The 23,081-nt window shown below is 57.9% G+C and carries 26 protein-coding genes and 2 pseudogenes; 4 read left to right on the forward strand and 24 right to left on the reverse strand.

From position 1 onward, the window contains the following. Positions 1-44 precede the first annotated feature (44 nt). The 10 genes and pseudogenes from ACJU26_RS01315 to pstS form a co-directional block, all read right to left on the reverse strand. Positions 45-191, reverse strand: a complete 147-nt coding sequence (locus ACJU26_RS01315; protein WP_414040765.1) for a hypothetical protein — start codon at positions 189-191, stop codon at positions 45-47. Beyond that, positions 188-451, reverse strand: a pseudogene (locus ACJU26_RS01320) (hypothetical protein); the annotation flags it as partial. The gene ACJU26_RS01315 and the pseudogene ACJU26_RS01320, both read right to left, overlap by 4 nt. Before the next feature lie 46 nt (positions 452-497). Beyond that, complete coding sequence (locus ACJU26_RS01325; RefSeq protein ID WP_414040766.1) at positions 498-704, reverse strand: hypothetical protein; 207 nt, start codon at positions 702-704, stop codon at positions 498-500. 49 nt (positions 705-753) lie between these two features. Continuing rightward, positions 754-1,041 (reverse strand): DUF4926 domain-containing protein, encoded by a 288-nt coding sequence (locus ACJU26_RS01330; protein ID WP_414040767.1) that lies wholly within the window; start codon positions 1,039-1,041, stop codon positions 754-756. Further along, a complete protein-coding gene (locus ACJU26_RS01335) occupies positions 1,010-1,276 on the reverse strand; it encodes a hypothetical protein (protein ID WP_414040768.1) in 267 nt (88 codons plus the stop codon). Before ACJU26_RS01335 ends, ACJU26_RS01330 begins: the two co-directional genes overlap by 32 nt. Positions 1,277-1,309: 33 nt before the next feature. Next, entirely contained in the window at positions 1,310-1,669 is a 360-nt protein-coding gene (locus ACJU26_RS01340) for an N-6 DNA methylase (RefSeq protein WP_414040769.1), read from the reverse strand. Between the two features lie 13 nt (positions 1,670-1,682). After that, on the reverse strand, positions 1,683-1,994 hold the full coding sequence (locus tag ACJU26_RS01345) for an N-6 DNA methylase (RefSeq protein ID WP_414040770.1): 312 nt from the start codon (positions 1,992-1,994) through the stop codon (positions 1,683-1,685). Between the two features lie 270 nt (positions 1,995-2,264). Next, positions 2,265-3,119: a phosphate ABC transporter permease PstA gene (pstA, locus tag ACJU26_RS01350; protein WP_414040771.1), complete on the reverse strand. Its 855-nt coding sequence runs from the start codon at positions 3,117-3,119 to the stop codon at positions 2,265-2,267. Next, positions 3,116-4,138 carry a phosphate ABC transporter permease subunit PstC gene (pstC, locus tag ACJU26_RS01355; RefSeq protein ID WP_414040772.1) on the reverse strand — a complete coding sequence of 341 codons (1,023 nt, stop codon included), beginning with the start codon at positions 4,136-4,138 and terminating at the stop codon, positions 3,116-3,118. Before pstC ends, pstA begins: the two co-directional genes overlap by 4 nt. An 8-nt stretch (positions 4,139-4,146) precedes the next feature. Then, a complete protein-coding gene (gene pstS / locus ACJU26_RS01360) occupies positions 4,147-5,166 on the reverse strand; it encodes a phosphate ABC transporter substrate-binding protein PstS (protein ID WP_414040773.1) in 1,020 nt (339 codons plus the stop codon). Positions 5,167-5,393: 227 nt separating this feature from the next. On the opposite strand from pstS, the gene ACJU26_RS01365 reads away from it, so the two are divergent. After that, the gene (locus ACJU26_RS01365; RefSeq protein ID WP_414040774.1) at positions 5,394-7,229 is read left to right on the forward strand and encodes a pyruvate kinase; all 1,836 of its coding nucleotides are present in this window, start codon (positions 5,394-5,396) and stop codon (positions 7,227-7,229) included. Positions 7,230-7,328: 99 nt separating this feature from the next. Next, positions 7,329-7,373, forward strand: a pseudogene (locus ACJU26_RS01370) (hypothetical protein); the annotation flags it as partial. Positions 7,374-7,448: 75 nt separating this feature from the next. Here the strand turns inward: ACJU26_RS01370 and ACJU26_RS01375 are convergent. Together ACJU26_RS01375 and ACJU26_RS01380 are read right to left on the reverse strand one after the other, a co-directional pair. Then, positions 7,449-8,291 (reverse strand): thioredoxin fold domain-containing protein, encoded by an 843-nt coding sequence (locus tag ACJU26_RS01375; RefSeq protein WP_414040775.1) that lies wholly within the window; start codon positions 8,289-8,291, stop codon positions 7,449-7,451. 75 nt (positions 8,292-8,366) lie between these two features. Beyond that, positions 8,367-8,516: a hypothetical protein gene (locus tag ACJU26_RS01380; protein ID WP_414040776.1), complete on the reverse strand. Its 150-nt coding sequence runs from the start codon at positions 8,514-8,516 to the stop codon at positions 8,367-8,369. Between the two features lie 275 nt (positions 8,517-8,791). Between ACJU26_RS01380 and msrA the strand changes: the two genes are divergently transcribed. Both msrA and msrB read left to right on the forward strand, forming a co-directional pair. Next, positions 8,792-9,379 (forward strand): peptide-methionine (S)-S-oxide reductase MsrA, encoded by a 588-nt coding sequence (gene msrA / locus ACJU26_RS01385; RefSeq protein WP_414040777.1) that lies wholly within the window; start codon positions 8,792-8,794, stop codon positions 9,377-9,379. A 3-nt stretch (positions 9,380-9,382) separates the two neighbouring features. Further along, complete coding sequence (gene msrB, locus ACJU26_RS01390; protein ID WP_414040778.1) at positions 9,383-9,823, forward strand: peptide-methionine (R)-S-oxide reductase MsrB; 441 nt, start codon at positions 9,383-9,385, stop codon at positions 9,821-9,823. Positions 9,824-9,948: 125 nt separating this feature from the next. On the opposite strand, the gene ACJU26_RS01395 is transcribed toward msrB, so the two are convergent. The 12 genes from ACJU26_RS01395 to ACJU26_RS01450 form a co-directional block, all read right to left on the reverse strand. Next, on the reverse strand, positions 9,949-10,356 hold the full coding sequence (locus ACJU26_RS01395; RefSeq protein ID WP_414040779.1) for a VOC family protein: 408 nt from the start codon (positions 10,354-10,356) through the stop codon (positions 9,949-9,951). Positions 10,357-10,806: 450 nt separating this feature from the next. Then, complete coding sequence (locus ACJU26_RS01400; protein ID WP_414040780.1) at positions 10,807-11,019, reverse strand: type II toxin-antitoxin system HicB family antitoxin; 213 nt, start codon at positions 11,017-11,019, stop codon at positions 10,807-10,809. 5 nt (positions 11,020-11,024) lie between these two features. After that, positions 11,025-11,120 (reverse strand): type II toxin-antitoxin system HicA family toxin, encoded by a 96-nt coding sequence (locus ACJU26_RS01405; RefSeq protein WP_414041905.1) that lies wholly within the window; start codon positions 11,118-11,120, stop codon positions 11,025-11,027. After that, complete coding sequence (locus ACJU26_RS01410; RefSeq protein ID WP_414041906.1) at positions 11,083-11,214, reverse strand: type II toxin-antitoxin system HicA family toxin; 132 nt, start codon at positions 11,212-11,214, stop codon at positions 11,083-11,085. The genes ACJU26_RS01405 and ACJU26_RS01410 overlap by 38 nt, the downstream gene beginning before the upstream one ends. A 95-nt stretch (positions 11,215-11,309) precedes the next feature. Continuing rightward, on the reverse strand, positions 11,310-11,606 hold the full coding sequence (locus tag ACJU26_RS01415) for a type II toxin-antitoxin system RelE/ParE family toxin (protein ID WP_414040781.1): 297 nt from the start codon (positions 11,604-11,606) through the stop codon (positions 11,310-11,312). Then, entirely contained in the window at positions 11,603-11,815 is a 213-nt protein-coding gene (locus ACJU26_RS01420) for an addiction module protein (protein WP_414040782.1), read from the reverse strand. The genes ACJU26_RS01415 and ACJU26_RS01420 overlap by 4 nt, the downstream gene beginning before the upstream one ends. 117 nt (positions 11,816-11,932) lie before the next feature. Beyond that, positions 11,933-12,268, reverse strand: coding sequence for a tRNA-binding protein (locus ACJU26_RS01425; RefSeq protein WP_414040783.1), 336 nt, complete (start codon positions 12,266-12,268; stop codon positions 11,933-11,935). An 18-nt stretch (positions 12,269-12,286) separates the two neighbouring features. Beyond that, positions 12,287-14,266 (reverse strand): exodeoxyribonuclease V subunit alpha, encoded by a 1,980-nt coding sequence (gene recD, locus ACJU26_RS01430; protein WP_414040784.1) that lies wholly within the window; start codon positions 14,264-14,266, stop codon positions 12,287-12,289. Then, positions 14,263-17,874: an exodeoxyribonuclease V subunit beta gene (gene recB, locus ACJU26_RS01435; protein WP_414040785.1), complete on the reverse strand. Its 3,612-nt coding sequence runs from the start codon at positions 17,872-17,874 to the stop codon at positions 14,263-14,265. Before recB ends, recD begins: the two co-directional genes overlap by 4 nt. Next, a complete protein-coding gene (gene recC / locus ACJU26_RS01440; protein WP_414040786.1) occupies positions 17,871-21,368 on the reverse strand; it encodes an exodeoxyribonuclease V subunit gamma in 3,498 nt (1,165 codons plus the stop codon). Before recC ends, recB begins: the two co-directional genes overlap by 4 nt. After that, positions 21,361-22,152 carry a DUF2063 domain-containing protein gene (locus ACJU26_RS01445; protein ID WP_414040787.1) on the reverse strand — a complete coding sequence of 264 codons (792 nt, stop codon included), beginning with the start codon at positions 22,150-22,152 and terminating at the stop codon, positions 21,361-21,363. Before ACJU26_RS01445 ends, recC begins: the two co-directional genes overlap by 8 nt. Next, positions 22,139-22,975 carry a DUF692 domain-containing protein gene (locus ACJU26_RS01450; protein ID WP_414040788.1) on the reverse strand — a complete coding sequence of 279 codons (837 nt, stop codon included), beginning with the start codon at positions 22,973-22,975 and terminating at the stop codon, positions 22,139-22,141. Before ACJU26_RS01450 ends, ACJU26_RS01445 begins: the two co-directional genes overlap by 14 nt. Between the last annotated feature and the right edge of the window lie 106 nt (positions 22,976-23,081).

A 23,081-nucleotide genomic window follows, 5' to 3' on the forward strand; every position in this document is an offset into this window, starting at 1 on the left:
ATGTTTATCATAAGGCCGGTCTTTCTCCATGGTCAACGCAGGGTTTAAAGCCCCAGCGCCCGTAGGTTGGCCTCGATGGCCGCATCGAGCCGCGCTGCCTCCTGCTGCTGTTCCCGCCGAAGGGCCGTGAGTCGTGCCATCTTGTCCTGGAACGGCTCGCCGTCGTCCTCGGTATTTGCTTCGCGGATCAAGTCTTCCCCCGAAGCATCTGAATGACGGCTTCCCGCGCCTGATTCAGAAAGTCCGATTTCACCGTACCCACCATTTGTTCCACCAAAGCCATATGAGCCGTGAAGAGCTTGCCGGGACGCACATAGCTGGCATGGGCAAGCCCACCATCCACGAAGTTCTCTTTCGTCAGTGCGATGGCGCAGGGATCGGAATAGGGATTGCTGGTGATCTGACAGGCAATCCAGTCGTCACGACACGCATCAGCCAGCAACAGTACCGGCCGGTATTTGTTTCGTGAGAGTCAGAAAAAGGGAATGGCAATACCACTACCTGACCGGCTGCAAGTAGGCCCATGCCGCATCTTCTTCGGGTTTCAACCAGTCTTCCGCCAATGCCGATTCCGAAAGCAGGGCTTCTTCGTTGGCGGGAGGGGTCAGCAAGGTCAACAAGGCTCGACCAGCCGGCAACGGTTTATTGAAGCTGACCGGATGTACCTGGCCTTGGGCATCAATTTCCACTTCAATGGTTTGCAACTTGGCTCATTCCTCAAAATCTTCATCCAGCTCAGAAACATTATCCAGATCACGCCACCCGCACATGCGGCGCATCCCGCGCGGAGATGGGTCGGACTTCATCGGCGGTCAGGGTCAGCACGCCCAGCGTATCCCCGGTCAGGGTGACAAACTCCACCTCACGGGCTTGGCCGACCGTATGCACGAGGACCACGGCCCCCATGTCACCTTTCACCAGCCCTTCATCGGGATGGTCCTTGACGAGCACAATGGTATCCAGTCCCTGAATCACGGCTTCACCTGACGGGGTATCCGGCGATGGTCTTTCATTCAGGCTTCCGCGAGTTTCCCAGGGCATCAATGGCATTCTGTATGGTCATCCTTGCACGGTCGTAGATGTCCAGTAATCCTTCATCTTCTTTGAACATCCCCAAGTGGTCTGTATGGCGCATTGCACTCAAGTATTTCAGTCGCTCACTGAGATCCTCGATGGTCATACCTTTTGTATCTTCAAGAGCTTCCATGCAATCAATCAACTCGGCCCTGTCGGTGATTTTGTTTTCTTTACAGCATTCTGGTAATGGTTCGTTCATGTGAATATCCTCATGTGTGAATCGTTGCACAAGCTACAGTTCATACCCCAATATCCGCAAATTATTGCGTATCCCCTCTTCCAGCCGCCGCCCCTCAGCTAACTGCGTCGACAGTTCTTTGGTCAGCCGTTCCATCTTCTCTGCAAAGGGCTCGTCGTCTTCATCCTTGGCGGCAGCCCCCACGTAGCGCCCCGGCGTCAGGACATGGCCGTGCTTGCGGATTTCGTCGAGGGTGGCGGATTTGCAGAAGCCGGGAATGTCGGCATATTCCCCCGGTCCATCGCCGCGCCAGTTGTGATAAGCGTCGGCCATCTGCTGGATGTCCTCGTCGCTCAGTTCCCGATGGGTGCGGTCGGCCATGTAACCCATATTGCGGGCGTCGATGAACAGCACTTCGCCGCTGCGCTCATACAGTGTTGGAAGACATGGACCCGTTCGCCAGCACGAAACCCGCAATGCCATAGGGGGCCAGGTGATGAACCATGTGCTGCACCCAGGCGAAGTTGGCGTTGCCGGTAGGCGGGATGCCGTACTGCCAGCGTTTGTCGTCACGCAGCAGATCACCGCCCCAGTCGGAGATGTTGAAGGGCGGATTGGCGAGGATGTAATCGGCCGCGTCCAGGTGCCCGCGCAGCTTGTCGGCGGCGGCCCAAAGCTTGGATTCCAGGCTTTGGTGGCTGGTGTCTTCGGGCTGTTTTTTGGCTGGTCCGCGTGGCATGGTACCCCCTTTGTCTTTGTTATATCATGAAACAGCGGGGATGGTGAGAGGACTTGGGCAGGAAAACCGACGGCATGGACTGGACATTAAATCTGCCTTGCGAAAACCGGCAGTAACATGCCATCCACTGGCCATCCCATCCGATTTTAAGGCGGCGGAATTTTCAAAAAACCTTCCTTTTCTGTCAGGCACTAACTATGAGGGCCTTGTTGCTCCCATAAAAAAAGTTCAGGTGGCGGACAGATATTTTGGTTTTCTGGGGTTCCGACATCAACGGGCGCTCCTGTCCTTGATAAGGAAGCGGGAAACAAGGCTCAAGACTAGCACAGCCATGGCAGCTATCAACGCGCCCGCCCAGGCCAGATGTTGCCATTCCGGATAGGGACTCATGGCAAATTGAAAAATGACCACCGGGACATTGGCGATCGGCTTGCCCAGATTCGTGCTGAAAAACTGATTACTGAGCGCCGTGAACAGCAGCGGGGCGGTCTCGCCACTGATTCTCGCCACCGCCAGCAGAACCCCGGTGAGTATACCAGAACGTGCGGCCCGATAACTCACCTGAACGATCATCTTCCAGTGGGGCGCCCCCAAAGCCAGAGCCGCCTCGCGCATGGTGCCGGGGACCATGCCCAGCATCTCATCCGTGGTGCGCAAGACGACCGGTAAAAGCAAAATGGCCAGTGACAAAGCTCCGGCAAGACCCGAGAAGCTCCCCATGGGCACCACCACGACGGCGTAAATAAACAGGCCGATCACGATGGAGGGCGCGCTGAGCAGGATATCATTAAAAAAACGGATGACTGCCGCGAGTCGACTGCCTTGCGCAAACTCAGCGAGATAGGTGCCGGCCAGGATTCCCACAGGAGTACCAATGATCACCGCCACGCCAATCATCAGCAGACTGCCCACGAAGGCATTGCGCAAGCCCCCGATACTGCCTGGCGCGGGCGTGTCACGGGTAAACAGTTCCAGGTTGAGGGCACTGGCACCATAAGAGAGGGTGGTCCAAAGAATCCAGACCAGCCAGAAGAGGCCAAACAGCGTCGTTGCCATGGCCATACCCAGATTGAAGATATTCCAGAAACGGCGGCGCAGATAACGGGCGTTCCTGGCCGTATTCATAAACCCGCCTTCCCTTGTCCCTGGCCGAGACGCCAGAGCATCAGTTTCGCCAGCACCAGCACCACGAAGGTAATGAGGAAGAGAATGAAACCCAAGGCCATGAGCGCCGACTTATACATGGGCGAGAAGGCCTCGGCAAATTCGTTCGCCAGTGTTGCGGCGATGGAGTTTCCGGCGTCGAGCAAAGAGATATGGAGGTCGTGGGCATTACCGATCACAAAGGTTACCGCCATGGTTTCACCAAGGGCACGGCCCAGGCCGAGGAACACCCCGCCGACTACCGCCGTACGGGTATAAGGGAGCACCACATGGCGTGCCACTTCCCAAGTCGTGGCACCCAGGCCATAGGCGGACTCTTTGAGCATCACTGGCACAACCAGAAAAACATCGCGCATGATCGCGGAAATGAAGGGGATCACCATGATGGCCAGAATAATGCCGGCAGTCAGCATACCAATGCCCATCGGCGGACCGCGAAACAGCGCACCGATACCGGGCAGAACGCCTAGATGGTCATTGAGCCAAGGCTCTGCGCTGCCCAAAACCGGCGCAAAGACAAAAAGACCCCACATGCCGAAGATGATACTGGGAATACCTGCCAGCAGTTCAATGGCGCTGCCGACCGGTTGGCGTAACCATTCGGGTGCGAGTTCACTGATAAATAACGCAATGCCGAAACTGATGGGGAGGGCGATCAGCAGGGCGATCAGGGAGCTGACCAAAGTCCCGTAAATCGGCACCAGAGCGCCGAAGTCCTCCGTCACCGGATCCCAGGCATCGCTCCAGAAAAAAGCGAAGCCGAAATGATGAAAAGCTTCCCACCCGCGCAAAAAAAGAGACAGCGCCACCCCAACCAGCAGGAGCAGGACCAAAACGGCGAGCCCACCCGTGAGCCAGCGGAAACCCTGGTCCATGGCATGCAGGCGTCGTGATCGCGCGGGGTTGATGCGAGAGGGCACAGCGGGGGACGGCACCGCCGCCTTCCGCATTCCCAATTCTGCGTCACGGGTATCGTCCATATCCTAGTTCACTGGCCCAGATTCCTTTTCCAGTACGCCTCGATCTGCGTCACCGTGGATTTTGGTAATGGCACATAATCCAGGCTCCTGGCTTCTGCTTGCGCCTGCGGGGCGGTCAGGAACCAGCGCGCAAAGTTCAGGACTCCGGCATTGGCCGTCTTATCGGCATCCTTGCGCATAAGGATATAAGTCGCAGCGGAAATGGGCCAACTCTGGGCCCCCGGCTGGTTGGTGAGAATCCTGTAGAAATCCTCTACCTTGGTAAAGTCCGCATTCGCCGCAGCAGCCTGGAAAGTAGTCAGATCAGGAGACACCACCTTGCCCGCAGCATTGATCATTTTGCCGTAAGTCATGTGATTTTCCTTGGCATAGGCATATTCCACATAGCCGATGGCACCAGGAATCCGCTGTACATATGCGGCAACACCCGCATTACCCTTGCCACCCACACCGACAGGCCAGGAAACAGCCGTGTTATCACCCACCCTTTGCTTCCATTCCGGACTGATCTTGGCCAGATAATTGGTAAAGTTGAAGGTAGTGCCGGAACCGTCAGAACGATGGACCACCGTGATATTCATATCCGGCAGCTTAACACCCTTGTTGAGGTCGGCAATGGCCGCGTCATTCCATTTCCTGATCTTACCCAGGTAAATGCCGCTGAGCACGGCGCCATTGAAGGTCAGTTCACCGGGCTTTATACCGGGGACGTTCACGACGGGGGTAATGCCAATAATCACTGCCGGAAACTGGACGAGTTGGTCTTTGTGGAGATCTTCAGGTTTGAGAGGCATGTCGCTGTTGGCGAAAGCGACGGTTTTGGCCTTGATTTGGGCAATCCCGCCACCAGAACCGATGGCCTGATAATTCACCATGGTGCCCGTTTTTTGTTTGTAGGTTTCCGCCCATTTCGACATGACGGGATAAATCGCCGTGCCGCCTGCGGCGGAAATGCTTTCCGCCTGCGCCAGCCCTGCCACCCCCAGGCTCATCACGCCCAACATAAAAGCCACACCTTTGATCTTCATGATGTCACGCTCCTTCAGGTTTAATGAAAACCTGCACGGAAACTATAGCAAGGTTTTATTACCGTTTTATGACACCGTGGAATCCGTGGAGCAACGCAGTGATAACGATGCTGCGGGCACTACACTTTCGACATGGGCGCCTTCAGTCGGCAAACTTCGCTACCTGGATGTCATCATACTGGAATATTCACCTGCTACACTCAAAACATGACTAGGCGGATGAACATATGAATAAGTCATGGCAAGACCTTCTGGAAGCCCTTGAAGGGCTCCGCACGCGGATTATCCAGAGTGAAGCAGCCCAACTTCTGCTTCTGGAACAGCAAGACCCCAGCCTTCCCTGGCATATCGGCATCCGCAACATGTTGCACTATCTGGCCATGCGTAGCATCGATTTGCGTCCCCTGCAGGATGCCTTGTCCGACGCTGGACTCTCCTCCCTCGGCCGCGCTGAAAGTCATGTGCTCGACAGTGTGCAGTGTATCTTGCAGATATTGCATGCCGCCCTGCAAATGCCGCCAGCCGACTTCAGCGGAACTACGGCCATCACGCGAGCGCAAGGCCAACAGGCCCTCATGAACAACACGCTGGCCCTGCTCGGCAGTCCGCCCCGCCAGCGCAGCACCCACATCATGGTAACGTTATCCGGTGATCGTGTTGATGACATCAATTTTTTCCGCAAGTTATTAACTGCCGGCATGAACATCGCGCGGATCAACTGCGCCCATGATGACCCGGCCATATGGCAACGGCTAGCTGAGCAGGTTCATGCAGCGAGCCGGGATACTGGCCAGCCCTGCCGTATTCTCGCTGACCTCGCCGGACACAAAATTCGCACGGGTCCACTTCCCGAAGTCCCAGGGGTGATCCATCTGAGTCCTGAACGTGACCGCTTCGGTCGTTTGCAAACGCCCGCACAAATGACCGTGCTGGCTTGCCACAAGGAAATGGCGCTGAGTCCCGCAGGGGTGGACTGTCTGCTCCTGATGGCGTCCGACAGTGCTATGCCGCAGCACGGCGAAGAGTTGCTTTGCCGCGATACCCGGGGCAAAGAGCGCATACTCGTGGTTGAACGCATTGAAGGTCAGATCGTCACCCTACAGGCAATGCAGAGTTGCTACTTCACTGCAGGGGATCCCTGGCAAAGCCGGCGTCGCCGCCATGTGCGGGGACATTTTGCGGGAATTCCGCAAAGTGCCCTCCCTCTGCACCTGGAAGTCGACGATCTGCTTCTGCTGCAAAGCCAAGCTGGTCCAGGAACACCGGCACAGATGAGTCGCCCGGCACGCATCTCCTGCACCCTCCCGGAAGTCGTTGCACAACTGCCCGTCGGCCAGGCCGTGTGGATGGATGATGGTAAAATTGCCGCCATAGTCATGGAACAAGGACCTGAAGGTGCCTTGCTGCGCATCATCAAAACCAAACCAGGGGGTGCGCGCCTGCAAGCAGACCGTGGTCTCAATTTTCCCGGCCTGAGCCTGAATCTCCCGGCCCTCAGTGCCAAGGACCGGAAAGATCTGGATACCATCATTCCTCTGGTAGATATCATTGGTTTTTCTTTTGTTGAAAGTGCCGAGCACATGCGCACCATGCTGGAGGCCCTACGCCAGCGACAGGGTGAGCACCTGGGCGTCATCGCGAAAATCGAGACTGCGGGGGCCTTTCACCGGCTTCCAGAGATACTGCTGGCCGCTCTCGGGCGTCAACCGTTGGGCGTGATGATCGCGCGCGGTGATTTGGCGGTAGAAATGGGTCCGGAACGATTGGCCGAAGTACAGGAAGAGATCCTCTGGCTGGCAGAAGCGGCGCATTTGCCCGTCATCTGGGCTACCCAGGTGCTGGAACAACTCACCAAAAAGGGCATCATCTCCCGGCCCGAATTCACCGATGCGGCCATGGGTGTGCGTGCCGAGTGCGTGATGCTGAACAAAGGTCCTTATGCGGTGGAGGCCGTGCATACCCTGAACGACATTCTCATTCGCATGCAGGCGCACCAGCACAAAAAATTCAGTCGGTTGCGTGCCCTGCATTGGGGCGCATCCACAGCGTCGGCCAGTCAGTGACTGGAACTAAAGCGCCGACGCTGCATACGGTGGCTGCGGATTAGCCACAACAATGTCAGCATTACGCTGAACTTCTTGAATATGATGGAGGCTTTTGAGATGAAGCGATTCATGTTCTTGTCCACGGCGGCGAATTTGGTGAGCCCCCAATATACGCCCATTGACGAAAAGCATCCCAAGAATCCGATCCATCCTTATGGGCGTCTCTGCACCGACAAGTCAGGCACCCGGGATGCAGCCCCGGGCGCCGACACTGCCATCCAGTTTTTGCACGAATTCCGGGGTACGCTTGACGTCAATGCCGTGTTTCATCTGCATTTCCAATCCCTTTGGGGTTTTGATGCAGTACAGCAGCGTCGGAGTGGCGGTTTCTCCGGTTTTGTGCAGGAGCTGGGTATTGATTTTAACCGCCGCCTTGTCTTTTTCCGGTATTTGACGCAGCACCTGGGTGCTGCCTTCCTCGGTGCGCATGTTGAAGCCTTTTTCATTATTGGCCCAGGCTTCGGCAGGGTTTTTCGCGGCGAGAATGGTGGCTGCCTTGGCCGGGCTGGAAGGCTTCAAAAAACCAACCGGAACCACTTTTACCCGCACCTTGCCCTCATCCACAGGCTGTTGCAGGGCTTCCCAGAGGAGATGGCAGAAAATGCAGTTGGGGTCCATGAAGACAACCATCAACGGCCCGGCATGGCCGATGGTAAAACCGGGGGCGGTCAGGGCTGCCGGGGCAATTTTTTCCGCAGGCACTTTGGGAGGATGGGGCAGATACTTGTCCGCATAATGGGCCGTAATATTCTGCTGTCGATCGTTGATTACCGGACCTAAGAGGAGGTATTTGTCGGCCAGCATCCAGAGTATGCCCTGTTGGTGCTGGTCCGTTTCGACGACGATCCCCGTAAGATTCTGGACGGGACCCGGAAATACCTTGCTGACATGCACCTGACCGTGGAAATTTTGTTCAACCAGATGTTCCGCCGGTTTTAGATTGGAAGTGGTGGCGCAGCCCGCCAACAGGAAGCCTCCAGTCAATAATACGGAATTGCGGATCATCTTGGTCAATATCATGTGAAAACTCCTGTGCGGATATCATTCTGGTTCAGCCGCCAATCCTAGCAAATACAGTGGACTGCTGCATCCCTGTCAAAAGCGACTACTAAAATCCACATTGGCTACATAGTAGATCACATCAAAAAACTGGCCGTAACCCAACAGGCCAATGCCGCCCCTGGCGCTGATGATGGCCACCACAAATAACCATTTGCGGCGGATCAGGGCGGTAATGGAGGCCATGGAAATGGCGATCTACAGAAAAATCATGGAGATCTCAGATCATTGTGGGGGGCGGTTGAGAGGGGTGGATTCCCGCTGGGCTGTTTCGGATTTTTTTCCATTTCCGCCGAGCGATGGACGATTTCTTCGTGGGGAGGATGGCTGTGCAGTCCATATCCAATCATGGTGAACTCCGGGTGGTTGGACGCTGGTGAGTTTGCCGCTATGCTCAGGAGCATGCTGGCTGCGGTCAAGAGTCTGGCTGGCTTTGGTGAAGCGTAACGGGAGGAGCACGCATGGCTATATCTATACCGCCCCCACAGTGGGATGATCCGGAGGCTAGTGCGCCTGGCGTTGCGGTGCTGGCGGGAGGCTGTTTCTGGTGTACGGAAGCCGTTTATCTGGCGCTGGAGGGAGTCAAAAAGGTGGTTTCAGGTTATAGCGGCGGGGCGCAGGAAACCGCCCATTATCGGGTGGTTTGCAGTGGGGCGACAGGGCATGCCGAGGCCATTGAGATTACGTTTGATCCGGCACGTTTGACCTATGGGCGCTTACTGCAGGTTTTTTTCGGGGTGGCGCACGATCCTACCCAGCTTAATCGTCAGGGCAGTGATGTCGGTACCCAATATCGTTCCGCGGTTTTTGCGGTGAACCCGGCGCAGTTGCAGATGGCCAAAAACTATATGGCTGAACTGAACGCGGCGGAAGTATTCCGGCAACCCATTGTGACGGAATTGACCATGCTGGAGACTTTTTATCCGGCGGAAGATTATCATCAGGATTATGCCCGGAGGAATCCTGAGCAGCCCTATATTTGTGCCGTTGCTTTACCGAAGGTCGAGAAATTGCAACAGACTTTTCCCCAGTTTTTGCGTAAGGAATAAAGCATGCCCATGTCATCCGCAGGTTTTGATCTGACCCCCATCGATGCTCAGACCCGCGCCGAAATGGCGAGGGATTTATCCGCTGAAGTGCGCCATGTGTTGTTTGAACATGGTACGGAGCCGCCCTTTTGTGGCGGTTTGCTCCTCGAAAAGGAAGCGGGTATTTATGTATGTGTTCTTTGCGGCCTGCCCTTGTTCTGTTCGTCCAGTAAATTTGAATCGGGTACCGGCTGGCCCAGTTTCTGGGAGCCTTATGCGCCGGATCATATTCGTGAATTGACGGATACCAGTTATGGGCGGATTCGCACGGAAATTCGTTGTGCCCGCTGCGATAGTCATCTGGGTCATGTGTTTCCCGATGGTCCAAAACCCACGGGGTTGCGGTATTGCCTTAATTCGGCCGCGCTGCGCTTTGAAAAGTCTGGAGTAAAGCCAGACCTCTGAGAGATGGGCGAGCAGAATTTTAGAGTGATGCTGTGGTAACGAGCTTTTCAAAAGGGGGTGGCTTCTGGAATGGGTCTTCGGCAAAAATGGGTACCCTAGTGTTCGACGTCCCCTTGACGGAGGGGTCAGCCGCCCGGGGGACCCTTGAGCTCGACGACATTGCCTTCGGGATCGTTGACATAGATGGATGGACCCACCCCTTCTGCTCCGTAGCGTGACTGCACCGGTCCCGTTGTTACGCCATGTGCTTGAAGGTGGGCGCGAATGGCCTCGGCGTCAAAGGGCTCGACACGCAGGCAGAAGTGGTCGAGGTTTCTGCCTTCCGCTCCAGGGGCCGCGCCGCCGGCACTGCCGAGCTTGCCCGTGACAGGGACGAGATCGATGAGCGAACGGCCGGCACGAAGTTGTACAAGGCCGAGGTCTTCTTGGCGCCGCTCGACCGGGCAGCCGAGGGCGTCGCAATAGAAACGTAGCATTTCGTCCAGGTCGACGACGCGCAGGACGATGTGGTCGAGTTCGCGGATGTGGATCATGGAATCGGCTCCTTGGGCAGCTAATGCCGAGCATAAGCCGCGGCCACGCCGGAGCGCAACAGAGGCGTGGACGTCGGTTTGATGCATTGGGCCTCGACCTCAGGTCACCTCGACGTATTCGACCTGACTTTGTGGGCCCGGAACAGGCTGGCCGTCTTCTCTCAACCCCTCTAGATGAAACTCGATGACCTCAATGGGTAACGCCGACAGGTGCGATGTAGATTCTCAAAACCCGTCCCCGCCCCGTTCTGGTAAGGAACCGCTTTGAGGCTGGATTTTGAGAACCGCAAGGCTTTGATTATGGGGCTGTCCAGGTCGAGGACTGCAAGTTTTTGCAAACGGTGGTTCTTGAGGAAAAATGTAACGTAGAGCTGACCGGCGCTGCGCAGTTCCATCGCGCAGCGCCCAGCGACCAAAGGGAGCGAGGTTGAGCGCCATGTTGGGCATGGGTTACGCGCTAACCTCAACTATGCGGCTTGACGAGTGAGGCGCAGGAACCGGAAGCCCCTCTTCCTTGAGCCCCTCAAGGTGAAACTCAATAGCCTCTTGAATGAGCTCAAGAACCTCTGCCTCGGACTCGCCCGCTGCGATGCAGCCGGGAAGATCCGGCACATACGCCCCGTAGCTGCTTGGACCCTGCTCCAATACGACCATATAACGCATACGGATTACTCCTTCTTGAGACCAGCCTGCTTCAGCGCGCTGTTGAGCGTACCGGGTGGCACATCAACGTTGGGGTTGCCCGCTACGGTGACCGTGCCCAGCTTCGTGGGGTGGAAACTGCCGATGGCTTCCTTTCTGGCGCACCTGCTGCCATCCGTCGGCTTCAATCAGCGCGATGAGGTCTTTGACTTTCATGGTCAAGGGGTCGCATAGGCCGCTTTCTCATGTCCAACGTTGAATTCACCGGTGCTGTGCGGTTTTATGCGCAAGGTCCGATTTAACCTTATTCGTTATGTTCTTTGCTTCCAACGTTGCGGATCGCGGCTACCGTGCATGACGGCGACCACAACGATGGAATCCGCCTCGACGCGGTAGAACACACCGAACGGAAAACGATGGATCAACGCACGACGTGTGTTGCGATGCACAGACGGATACAACTCAGGTTGCTCGGCAACCTGCTGTAAGGACCGACGAACCTCCTCAAGGAACTCGTGCCCTAGACCCTCGCTTTGCTCCTCATACCAACCCGCTGCGTCTTCGATATCTTGGGCAGCCTCAGGACGAACATGGATCGCCAAACTCATAGGCGCTTGCGAATATCCGCCAGCACCTCATCCAACGGTTGTCCAGGTTTCCGATCTGCCTCATACGCATCCAAGCGCCTGTCGAGCTCTCGGCGCTGCGCGTCGGTGAGCGCAAGCACACATTGATCAGCTGCAATGCTGTCCCAGAGTTCCTCGACCAAGTGGAGTCGCTGCTCCACCGGAAGATTACGTAATGCTGCCATGTTCATAGCCACCTCCTTTGACATCCGAGTTTACCTGAGGCTTGCCCCGCAGAACATAACGTTTGAATTCCCGGCGCTGTGCGGTTTTATGCGTGTCCCGCTAGACTGCAATGTTAACTGTGCTCATAGAAGCCTCGCACCTAGTGGAACTGGATGATCCGGCACACAGAGCGCGACCTCGCCCCGCTCATTGTGAAAACCAGTCACTAGACATTCCGACATCAGCGGCCCAATTTGTTTCTTGGGAAAATTAACAACCACAACAAGTTTTCCAATAAGATCTTCCGGTTGGTACAAATCGGTGATCTGTGCGCTAGATTTCTTGATACCCAGTTCTTCCCCAAAATCCACATGCAGCACGTAGGCGGGCTTTTTTGCCTCAGCAAAAAACGACGCATCTATGATGCGCCCAACGCGAATCTCAACTTTAGTAAAGTCGTCCCACATGATGGATTGCATATACTCTCCCTAAAACCACTAACGTGACTGCGGGGTGGCATTTTGTAAAGCGGCCAGCAGCCCGCTCATTCTTTGGGTTCTGCGGGCAATGGCTTGTTCGAGGCCGGAGGTCGGGGCGAAGAGGCTGAATTTTTCGCGGGCGCGGGTGATGGCGGTGTACAGTAATTCCCGACTGGTGACGGGGCTGTCCTGGGGGGGCAGGATCAGCGCCGTATGCTGGAATTCGGATCCCTGAGACTTGTGGACGGTCATGGCCCAGGCACTTTCGCAGTATTTGAGCCGGCTGGGAAGGATCGCCCGGGGGGTGGCATCCACGGCAGGAAAATAGACCCGTAATTTTCCCTCGGAATCGGGCAGGGTGATACCGATATCGCCATTACTGAGGCCCAGTTGGGGATCATTGCGGGTCATCAGCACCGGGCGTCCGACATACCATAAGCCCTGGGTTGTAAGGAGGTCCGTTTCCTGGAGATAGTCTTCCACCGCCTGATTGATACCGGTGACGCCCCAGGGGCCCTGACGCAGGGCGCAGAGCAGGCGGAATGCCGCATATTGGCTGAGCACATTTTGTACCCATAGGGCATGTTCTTCGGGTACTTTGCTGCCGCCCTGACGGACCGTATCCCAAAGCGGGCGATAACCCGCCGCACTGTCCACCAGTTCCAGTATCTGTGGGATTTCCGGGGCCGCGTGCCAGTTCAGTACGTCTTCCTTGTGGAGAATCTCCATGGCGCTGGTCGTTGCGCCTTTTTGTACGGCATCCGCCAAGGCGCCAATGCCGGCATTGAAGCGATGGCTGCGCTGCAGGCGGACGATCCCCATGGACAGCGGATTGATGTTGCTGTTGCGGGTCTCCAACTGACAGGCGCAAGTGGCTTGCAGCCAGTCGCAGGTGCTGCGGTCATAGGCTCCGGCATCGCTGCACAGATCGGCCAGTACCGCGCCAGCCTCGACGGAAGCCAACTGGTCCTGATCCCCCAGCAGAATCAATTGGGCGTGCTCCGGCAGGGCGCGCAACAGGGCGGCCATCATTTCCTGATGGATCATGGAAGCTTCATCCACAATCAGCACATCCAGATCCAGGGGATGGTGGCGATCATGGCGAAAGCGACGGGTACCCGGCCTGGCGCCCAGCAGGCTGTGCAAGGTGCGGGCCGGCCCCAGACGGGCAAAGGCTGCGGACAGTTCTTCCCGGGTCTGGGGACCCAGGGGCGGTAACTGGGCCATGGCGCTGTGCAGGGATTCATTGATGCGCACGGCGGCCTTGCCCGTGGGCGCGGCGAGGACAATTCGCAGGGATTCCTGACGGTGGGCCATGAGCAGGGCCATCAGGCGGGCTGCCGTATAGGTTTTGCCGGTGCCGGGGCCGCCGGTGATGATGCTGAAGCGCCCCCGTATGGCCAGGGCACAGGCGATTTTCTGCCAGGGGATAGATTCCCGGGCGGTAACAGCATCGTTGGGAAATAATAACGAGAGCAGGGGACGAAGGGTTTCTGCCGGGAGCGGATTGTGGATGGAGCAAACCAGCCGTTCCGTCAGGCTTCGGGCAATGTCCTGGGCATCCCGCCAATAACGCCGCAAATAAAGGCATCCCTGGTCCAGCACCAGGGGTGTTTCGCTGCCGTCTTCCTGGGCAGGGGGATGCCGGTGGTCGATCTGCTCCACGACCCGGCAGGTACTGAGCAGGTCTATCCATTGCTGCAGGCGGGGCCAGTTCTGGAGCTGCTCCTGAATGGCGTTCAGTATTTCCGGCGGGCCGTTGAGGTAACGTGCGGGTTCCCGGAGGAAACGGGCAATATCCAGGCAGGTATGGCCTTCGCCTTCCAGCCGGGCGAGCAGAGCGGCGGCCAGCGGCAATAATGCCGGAGGCTGGGTCTCCAGGCTGAGCAGAAAACGGGCGAAACTCAGGTCCAGCATCCGGAGCCAGCCGGACTCTGTCCAGGTCTGCAAATGCTGGACCATCTCTTTGGTGCTTATCTGCCCGAAGTTGCCGTTCATGAGCTAAGTTCTCCACCGGCGAACAGGCGGTCCATGCCTTCAATCAGGGCAATATCTGCAGGCAGGTGGAGCATGCCGCGCTGCGGCCCCTGGATGCCGCGCAAGAAAAACAGAAGCGTTCCCCCCAGGTGTTTTTCTGGCTGGTAATGCTGACCCAGCCGCTGCCGGAGCAGGCGGTGCAGGGCGAGTTGATACAGGCTGGCCTGTAATTCGTAACGATGGCGCAGCGCCTGGGCGCGTAACTGTGCTTCATGATAATCCGCGTCCTGCGCGCCCAGCAGGTTGGATTTATAATCCAGGACGTAATAGCGGTCCTGATGGACAAATACCAGATCCATGAAGCCGCGCATCATGCCGTGCAGGACCCGGTCTGGCAGGCGGGGACGCTGCTCTTGGGGGAACAGATGGCCGCGGCACAACTGATCCAGCTCCTTGCTGCGTAACTCCGCGCTGGGAAACCAGAAAGCCATTTCACTCTGATAATGCTGCAGATGCCCGAGGGTGATTTCCGTATCCAGCAGGGGCGTTTGCACAATGGCGCGCAGCCATTCCAGGGTGGCTTCTGCCCAGTCGGATAAGTCGGCCAGGGCACAGTCGCGCTGGAGGGGTGTGCCAGCATCTGGCTCCAGGATCGTTGCGAAGCCTTGTCCGGCCAGCTTTTGTAACTGCTCATGGATAAAGGTGCCCGCCCGCATTCCCGGCGGATAGCGATGCCAGGCTGGTCCCTGGCCGGCACCCTGCAGCGGGGATGAGGAGGGGCTGGCCGGGAGGTCGCGAATCAGGGCGGAAAAACTCCCCACCCCCCAGTTTTTATCAAATCGGGCCTGATATTCCGGGATGACCGTGCTGGAGGCACTGGTTGTTTCGGTAAGTTCGGTCACGGGAACATCTGCCAGCAAGGGCATGATCTGGATGTTTTCCTGAATATCCGGGTTGTCCTGGAGCTGCTGGAGGAGGGTCAAGAGATCCGTATCCTGGCGTTGTTTCCCCAGCAGGTAAGCGATGGCGCTTTTGACAAAAATCGGGGATTTGCCACCGCTCGGTTCTGCAAGCCCCAGAAAGAGTGCATATTCGGCGCGGGTCAGGGCCACGTAGAGCAAGCGCAGATCTTCCTGCAAACGGGCATGTTCTGCCGCGTCCGGATCCCCCGCTTCCCAGACAATCTCTGCCGCCGTGCCTTCCCGGCGAATCTGAAAAGCATCGGGTTTGACGTTTTTATAGGTGGCGATAAAAGGCAGAAAAACCAGGGGATATTGCAGTCCCTTGGCCGCATGGATGGTGACCACGCGAATCAGTTCGGCATCACTTTCCAGACGCAGGATGTGGGCATCACTCTGGTCGTGGCCGGCGCTGATGGCCTCGCGCAGAAAGTGAATCAGGGCTTCGGGACCTTCGCGGGTGGCGCTGGCACTTTGCAGCAGTTCGCCGAGTTGCAGCAGATTGGTCAGCCGCCTTTCGCCATCCGCCTGCTGCAGCAAACGCCGGGCGATGCCGAAGTGATGGATGCTGTGATGGAGCATGGCCAGCACCCCCTGGCGGCGCCAGCGCCGCGACAGATCCTGGAAATTTACCAGTTGTTCTTCCCAGGCATTTTCCTCCCGATTGAAGGCATCCAGTTCCTGATGGGACAAGCCGAGCAGCGGCAGGGCCAGGGCGACGCGCAGACGCGGAGTATTTTCGGGGTCGGCAACCGCTTCCAGCCAGAGTAGCAGGTTGTGTGCCTCCGGGCTGTTGTACACGGAGTCTTTTTCCGAGAGATACACGCTGCGCAGGCGTCGGCGTTGCAGTGCCGCGCGCATGCAGGCGGCTTCGTGACGGTCACGGACCAGAATGGCCATATCCTTGCCTTCTACCCGTCGGAATTCTGGCGCGTTGGGAAGGGTTTTTCTGAAGCCGCTGTCGGGGTCGGTGAGGATTTGCGCCATGGTTTCGGCGGCTTGTTCGGCAGCGTAGTGCAGGTACTGGTCCTTGCTGAGTGTCTGTTCGGCGGCCCAGATGCTCAGCGCCGGTCCTGGGCGACCGTGAAGATGCCATTGCCAGTGCTTGCCTTGGGCGTGAACCGGCCAGTAAGGCAGGGGATTATCGGGGTGGGGGGCGGTGCCTGATTGAGCTTGGGCATAGGCAAAGGCCCCTTCTGGTTCCTGGGTTTCGGCCTGCTTATACAGGGCATTGAGGGTGGCCACCAGGGGCGCGCTGGAGCGGAAATTGGTATCCAGCATATAGTGACGGCCTTCGGTCAAGCGCCGGGCACACAGGTAGCTGTCGAGGTCGGCGCCGCGAAAGCGGTAGATGGATTGCTTGGGATCCCCAATGAGCAGCAGGAGACGCTCGGCGTGGTTGTCGGCGCTGCGGTAGATGGCGTCAAAAATCTGGTACTGCAGGGCCGAGGTGTCCTGAAATTCATCAATCATGGCTACGGGATAGCGGTTTTGCAGGCGACTGATGAGAGATCCGGCATGGTCAGGATCACTGAGGGCATGGGCCAGACGGCCCAGATAATCCTGGTGACTGAGCTGGTGCCGGAGGGCCTTGAGGGTTTGCAGGCGCTGCTGGATCCAGGCGGCGGCATGGCCTTGCAGGGTGTTGTGGACTGATTGGAAAGTGCTCTGCAGCGCATCCAGCGCTTCGAGAATGGTTTCCAGGATGCGGGCAGACTCCGGGGGAGTGATCTGCCGGTCCTTGTTACAGTTGGCCTGTAGATGGGTTGCACAAAGCAGTTGGCATTTTTTCGGAGCGATGGGGATAGTGACTGCTGCGCTGCCCAGCCAGTCCTGCAATGCCTGAAAAACGTTTTCTACGGAGTCTATAGTGTATTTCTTGCCGTTCAGGGGGCTCCTGGGGCCATGGAGTATCTCCATGAGCCATCTGCGCAAGTCGTCCTGATACCGGGCCCAATGCTGCTTCAACTCCTGGAGTTGCTGCAGCGGTTCTGCCAGCGCCTGGGACAGATAATCCTCTAAGGTCACGGTCGGCCTGGGTAACGGCGCGCCGCTTTCCAGCAGGGGGGCGATGAGGCCCTGAACCTGTCCGGGGTCACGAAAAACGTCCAGCACCGCTTCCAGCAGCTTTTCCGGAAGGGGATAAATTTCCTGACGCCAGAAGTCACGAATGGCATCTTCCAGCAGGTCATGGTCATTGAGCAGCAGGGTTTCCCGGGTGTCGCTGCCCGTCAGCAGGGCATGTTCGCGGAGGCTGTGCTGGCACCAGGCATCAATGGTGAAAATCGCGCTCTGATCCATGGCGTCGGCCGCCAGGGACAGTCGCCAGGCTGCCAGCTGACGCTGGGCGGGATCGGGATAGTCCTGCAATAACGCCTGTAAAAAGGCATCAGCCTGGATCTGTGCAGGATGACGGAAGTAGCTCGCCGCTTCCTGCAGGCGCTCGCGAATACGTTCTTTCAGTTCCTGGGTGGCGGCACGGGTGAAAGTCATGACCAGGATATTTTCGGGCAGCAGGGGGGCCAAGGTGGGTTGACCGGGCTGATGGTGTCCGAGAATCAGACGGAGATACAGGGCGGCGATGGTCCAGGTTTTTCCGGTGCCGGCACTGGCTTCAATGAGGCGGCTACCCCAGAGTGGCATCCGCAAGGGATCCAGAACGATACTCATGCTTGGGCTTCCATTTCCAGGCTAGATATTTCCAGAGTTTCCAGCCAGGTGACAAAGGGCCGGTAAAGGGCTTCCGCATAGTCTGCAAAGCCCCATTGGCGAGGGCCGCAACGCTGGTTGCTCAAGCTGGCAAAATCCGGATAGTCCCGGGCGAGGCCAAGATAACTGTGGACCTCCCCGGCGCTATACCCGCTACCTTCATAGACGATCTGGGGTTTTGCGCCTTGCAACGCGGCTACGGCCGTTTTCAGGGTGACCGGCAGGGGCTGGAGGAGTCCTTCCGCCCAGACACGCACTATCTCCCCGAGAATATCCCTTGCGTTTTCAATGGGCTGGGAGCTGCGGATCACGGCATCCCTGCCGAGGAGCAGGGCGCTGCAGTGCATCCCTTGATCGGCAGCCAGCAATTGCTGTAACCAGAGTTCCGCGACCTTGTCCGCCTGAATCTGCTGTTTATCATCGAGCAGGCGGCTGGCGCGGCAGGCCAAAAACGCCTGGTCATGGGCGGCATTGCGATAGAGAGGGGGGAGCCAGTCTTCCAGGGACAGGTAAGCGTTGGCGTGGTGCAAGTTGTGGCGCTGCCGATCGGGCCGCCATGTCTGCATCCAGGTCTGCCAGACCGCGACCATGGACTCGGCAGTACCGCGCAGAGCCTCGGCCTGGCGTTGCCCGAGGATGCCGAAGGGATAGTCGCCGCTGCGCAACTGTGCGGCGATTTTTTGCGTCGTCAGCGACGGGATTGCTGCTGGATTCTCGGCCCGGTGTTCGCTATGTTCCGGGCTGGTCACGGTTTCCAGGACGGCGTTGAGCAGGGCATAGCGATCCAAGCCATTCAGGGCAAAAGTTTCGTCATCCTCGGCACCGGGGTCCTCTTCCCCAAAAAAGGTTTCCAGACGCTGCTGGTAAAAGGCCCGCGACGGGCAGCGAAAAAACACCTGCAAATCCCGCAGGCTGCGCCGGCTCTTTGCGGGTTCAGGCAGGATTTGGGGAAACCTGGGCAGTTCCGGATCAGGAAACCACTCCCTGGCCCAGGTGGGGAATTTTCCGGGGTCTTCCAGATAACGCGGGCTGAAGGCCTGCAGGGGATGTATTCGGGTGATGCGCCGGAGCAGGCGGTTTTTTTCCGGATCAGCGTCGGCCTCGGATGATTGCACGGGCGCTGCAGGTATGGCCTCCGGCCAGGCTTGGCGAATGGCATCGCGGAGCTGACTGATCATCAAGGCCGGTTGCCGGGGAGTGTTGTTGCGCGGATCCCTCCCCGTCCAGCTGATGTAAAGCGTCTGCCGCGCGGCCAGAAGGGCCTCCAGCATGAGGTAGTGATCATCATCCCGGCGCGATCGGTCGCCGGGGCGGCTCATGCCCGGCAGGGCCATCAGGTCAAAATCGGGACGCGGATGGCGACGGGGATAATCTTCCTCATTCATCCCGAGCAGGCAAATCATCGGGTAGGGCACGGCGCGCATGGGCAGGAGGGTACAGAACGTGACCCCTCCGCCGAGAAAGTGGCGCTGTAATTCGGGCAGGTCCAGCATGTCCAGCCAAGTGCCGCGGAACACCGACAACGGCAAGGCTTCGGCAAAGTCGGCCAGAGCGCAATCATCCAGCCATTGCTGCAGGGCCATATCCAGCTGCTGCAGGATTTCCGCATCATCCGTGTCTTCGGCACTGAAAAAATCCTGGAGCAGTTGCCGGCCCGCTGCGGCCCAGTCCTCGGGATGGCGGGCGATGGATAAATGGCCCCGCCAGAATTCCAGATGCTCCAGCAACTGGTTGAGGGGACCCAACAGTGCGGCATCCAGTCCTCCTGCCTCTCCATAGGCTTCGATACCGGCAAAATGACTGTCATGCCCATTGGCATAGCCGAGATTCAGGCGCTGGAGTGCAAAGGCGCCACTGTTCTGGACCCCGCAGTGGGTCATGCCCAGGGCCTCGCGATGGGCTGCCGATAATCCCCAGCGCCATCCTGCGCCCTCGATCCAGGATTCCAGCAGGGGCAAGTCTTCTGTGGCCACGGCAAAACGGCGACGCAGGGCCGGGCAATGCAGCAGATCACGGATTTCGCTTTGCCGACAGCGCTGTTCCGGCAATTGCAGCAGCCAGTCCAGGGCCTCCAGCAGGGGGGATTCCTGGCGGGCCTGCAAATCGACGATATGGTAAGGAATGTAGCGGGCATCATCATGCTCGTATTGATCAAAAGTGGCGCGCACCAAGGGGGCGAAGCGGCTGATATCCGGGACCATGACGATAATGTCCCGGGGCTGCAGTGATCCTTTGGCCAGCGCGGCCAGTAGCTGGTCATGGAGAATCTGCAGTTCCCGCAAGGCGCCATGGGCCACATGAAAGACGATGGAATGGTCGCTTTCGGCAATGGGCGTACAGTGCTCCGGGGCGATGACTTCCTGCTCGCGGATCAATACCTGCAATTGCCGGAGCAGGGTCTCGCCCTGATCTTCGGTGAACAGATCAATGCGCGGGATGCCCCACTGACTTTGCCGGGTGCGGGTATCATCCCACTGTTCCAGCATGTTCAGAAAATCCCGACCCTGACGACCCCATTGGGCGAGCAGCGCGTTACATTCGCTGTGCAGGTTTTCGGGCGCAAGCAGGCTCAGGTCCTTGCCTTGGCGCAGGGGCTGACGACGACTTTCCCGGCGCAGCAGTTCCCGGCCGGAGATGATATCTCCCCAGTAATAACGACAGGGGTTGGGCACGGCAAGCAGGACCTGCATGCTTTGGCCCAGGGCGGCCAAGGCGCTCAGACTTTGTTCGGGCAGGCTGGCGGCACCAAAGAGCACGACGCGGCGCGGCAAGGTTTTGACCGGGGCATTGCCTTTTTGCATGGCCTCCATGAAGGCCTGGTGGATTTCTGCCCGTCCCCTGGCGGCGTTCTGTCCCTGCAGGTCCTGCTGTACGGCCTGCCAGAGTCGGGGTTGCCAGCGTTGCTCCTCCGGTATGCCGGACCAGCCTCCCAGTGCCGTGCGCAGGATGGCCTGACCTTCGCGCCAATCCTGCAGCCAGTCGCTGCGATACACCTGATATTGATCGAACAAATCGGCAATTTGTGTGGCTAGCTGCCAGCGGCGCTCCATGCCGACACTGCCAGAGTCGGCAATATGGGAGCGCAGGGGAGCAAAGTTCGGGTCTGGCAATAGTTGTGGAAGGAGGCGCAACAAACGCCAGGTCAAAGCGGCTTTGTCCAGGGGGGAGCGGCTGCTGACCCGCTCCCGACCCAGTACCCGGGCATAGCTGTCCCAGAGGAAGCGTCCCGGCAGCATGACCTTGACGGCGGCGCAGATGCCCTCTTGTTGCGCCAGGGTCCACTGTAACCACTCGGCAATGCCATTACTCTGAACCAGAAAAATTTCTTCTTCGAGAGGATGCAGGGGATGCTCGCGTAACCACTGGAGGACCGCATCCCGCAGCCACTCCAGACGATCGCCGTGGAGAACGATAAAACCGGGTTCCAGGGAGGGGCTGGCGGAACTTTCAGTCATCAGGGTCGAGGCGTTGAATCATCTGCAGGTCCAGCATCTGGCGCAGACGCTGGTGTAGCTGTCCAGCGAAGGCCTGGGTGTCGCCGTCCATCTGGCCATTTTCCTGCCAGTTCTGGAAAAGGGCGGCTCCGGGCTGCGGATGGACCTCCAGAGTGACGAGTAGGTGCAGGCTCAAGGTATCGGGTTCCAGCATCTGGACAATATCGTCCCGGTCCCGATAAAGGTACAAGGAAACCGTTTGCGGGTCGAGCACGGGCGCGGCGCTGAAACGAGGTTCCTGCAGCAGTTGCTGAACGGGATAGGCATACTGCACCAGGGCGTGCACCGGGTTCAGTTGCAGTGCCCCGGTCCAGGGATCCTGCGCCTCGGAATTTTCGGTGTCTTCGGGGCGTTCTTCCGTCTCGGCGACTCCCAGAGCCAGTTCCAGCCATTCCAGGTGCGCCAGTTCCAGGGCATAGGGTAGGGTTTGTCGGAGCTGGTCTTGATGCTGACTCAGATAGGCCATGAATTCATCGGGAATTTGCCGAAAAAAAGGGCTGCGACAACGGTGTTCGGCAATGAAAGCATCCCGCCAGCGCAAATAGGCGCTTTCGCCGAGACAGCGAATCCACAGCGGAAAACAGGCCCGTAGCGCCGCATCAAAATTACCGACCAGCAGTTCCCGGTAGAGTCCGGCGGCCTTGCCATCGAAGCTTTCCGGACAGGAATAATGGTTGGGATCGCGCAGATGGGCGCTCAATGCACGGAGCTGATCCCTGGGGTTTCGAAAATCAGAGCGAGACATGAGGGTTTTCTGCCAGACGGATTTTTTGCGCTTCCTGGAGGAGGAGGGGCAAGGGTGGGATCTGGTTGTCCCATTCCAGCAAGGTGGGTTTGGGACCAAACCGCTCCCGACTGTATTGCAATAGTGCCCATACGGCGGGGTCCACGGCCGTATCATGGGTATCGATCAACCAGCCCTGTTCATGCCGCTGATGTCCGGCGATATGTTGATAGACAATGCGTTCCGCGGGCATGGCCCGTAAAAACGCCCGGGCATCATAGCCGTGATTGCAACTGTTCACATATAAGTTGTTGAGATCCAGCAGCAGGTTACAGCCGGACTTGCGCAGCAGTCCGAGCAGGAAATCCTGCTCGGTCATGCTGCTCTCGGCATAATCCCCATAATAGGCGGTGTTTTCCATGATCAGGGGCATTTTCAGGAAATCCTGGACCTGCAGGATACGGCCTGCCACATATTCCAGCATGTCTTCGCTCAGGGGGAAGGGCAGCAGATCGTAGAGTTGCCCATGGTCGGCACAAAAAGCCAGGTGCTCGCTGTAGTAGTGAATGCCGTGTTCGCTCAGGAAATCCTGTACGGCTTCCAAAAAATCCGTATCGAGGGGTTCCGGACCAGCAATGGACAGAGACAGGCCGTGACCAATAAAGGGATAAGTTTCCGTCAACAGCCGCAGTTGGCGCTGTGGGCGCCCGCCAAAACCTATCCAGTTTTCCGGAGCCAGTTCAAAAAAGTCGATGCTGCTTTGGGGCTGCGTGAGTAATTCATTCAGAAATTTCCGGCGCAAACCCAGGCCAACGCCATAATCTGGAAGGTTGGCGGAAGACATCACGTTCAGCCTAGCGAGATACACACAGAAGTTTTGCCTGTTTCCTGACAAGGATGAGGCCAGCGGAGAGCCGGGGCTTCATGTACGGACGGATGTTGACCGTATT

It is taken from the genome of Acidithiobacillus sp. M4-SHS-6, from assembly GCF_047421495.1.
Classification (GTDB): domain Bacteria; phylum Pseudomonadota; class Gammaproteobacteria; order Acidithiobacillales; family Acidithiobacillaceae; genus Acidithiobacillus.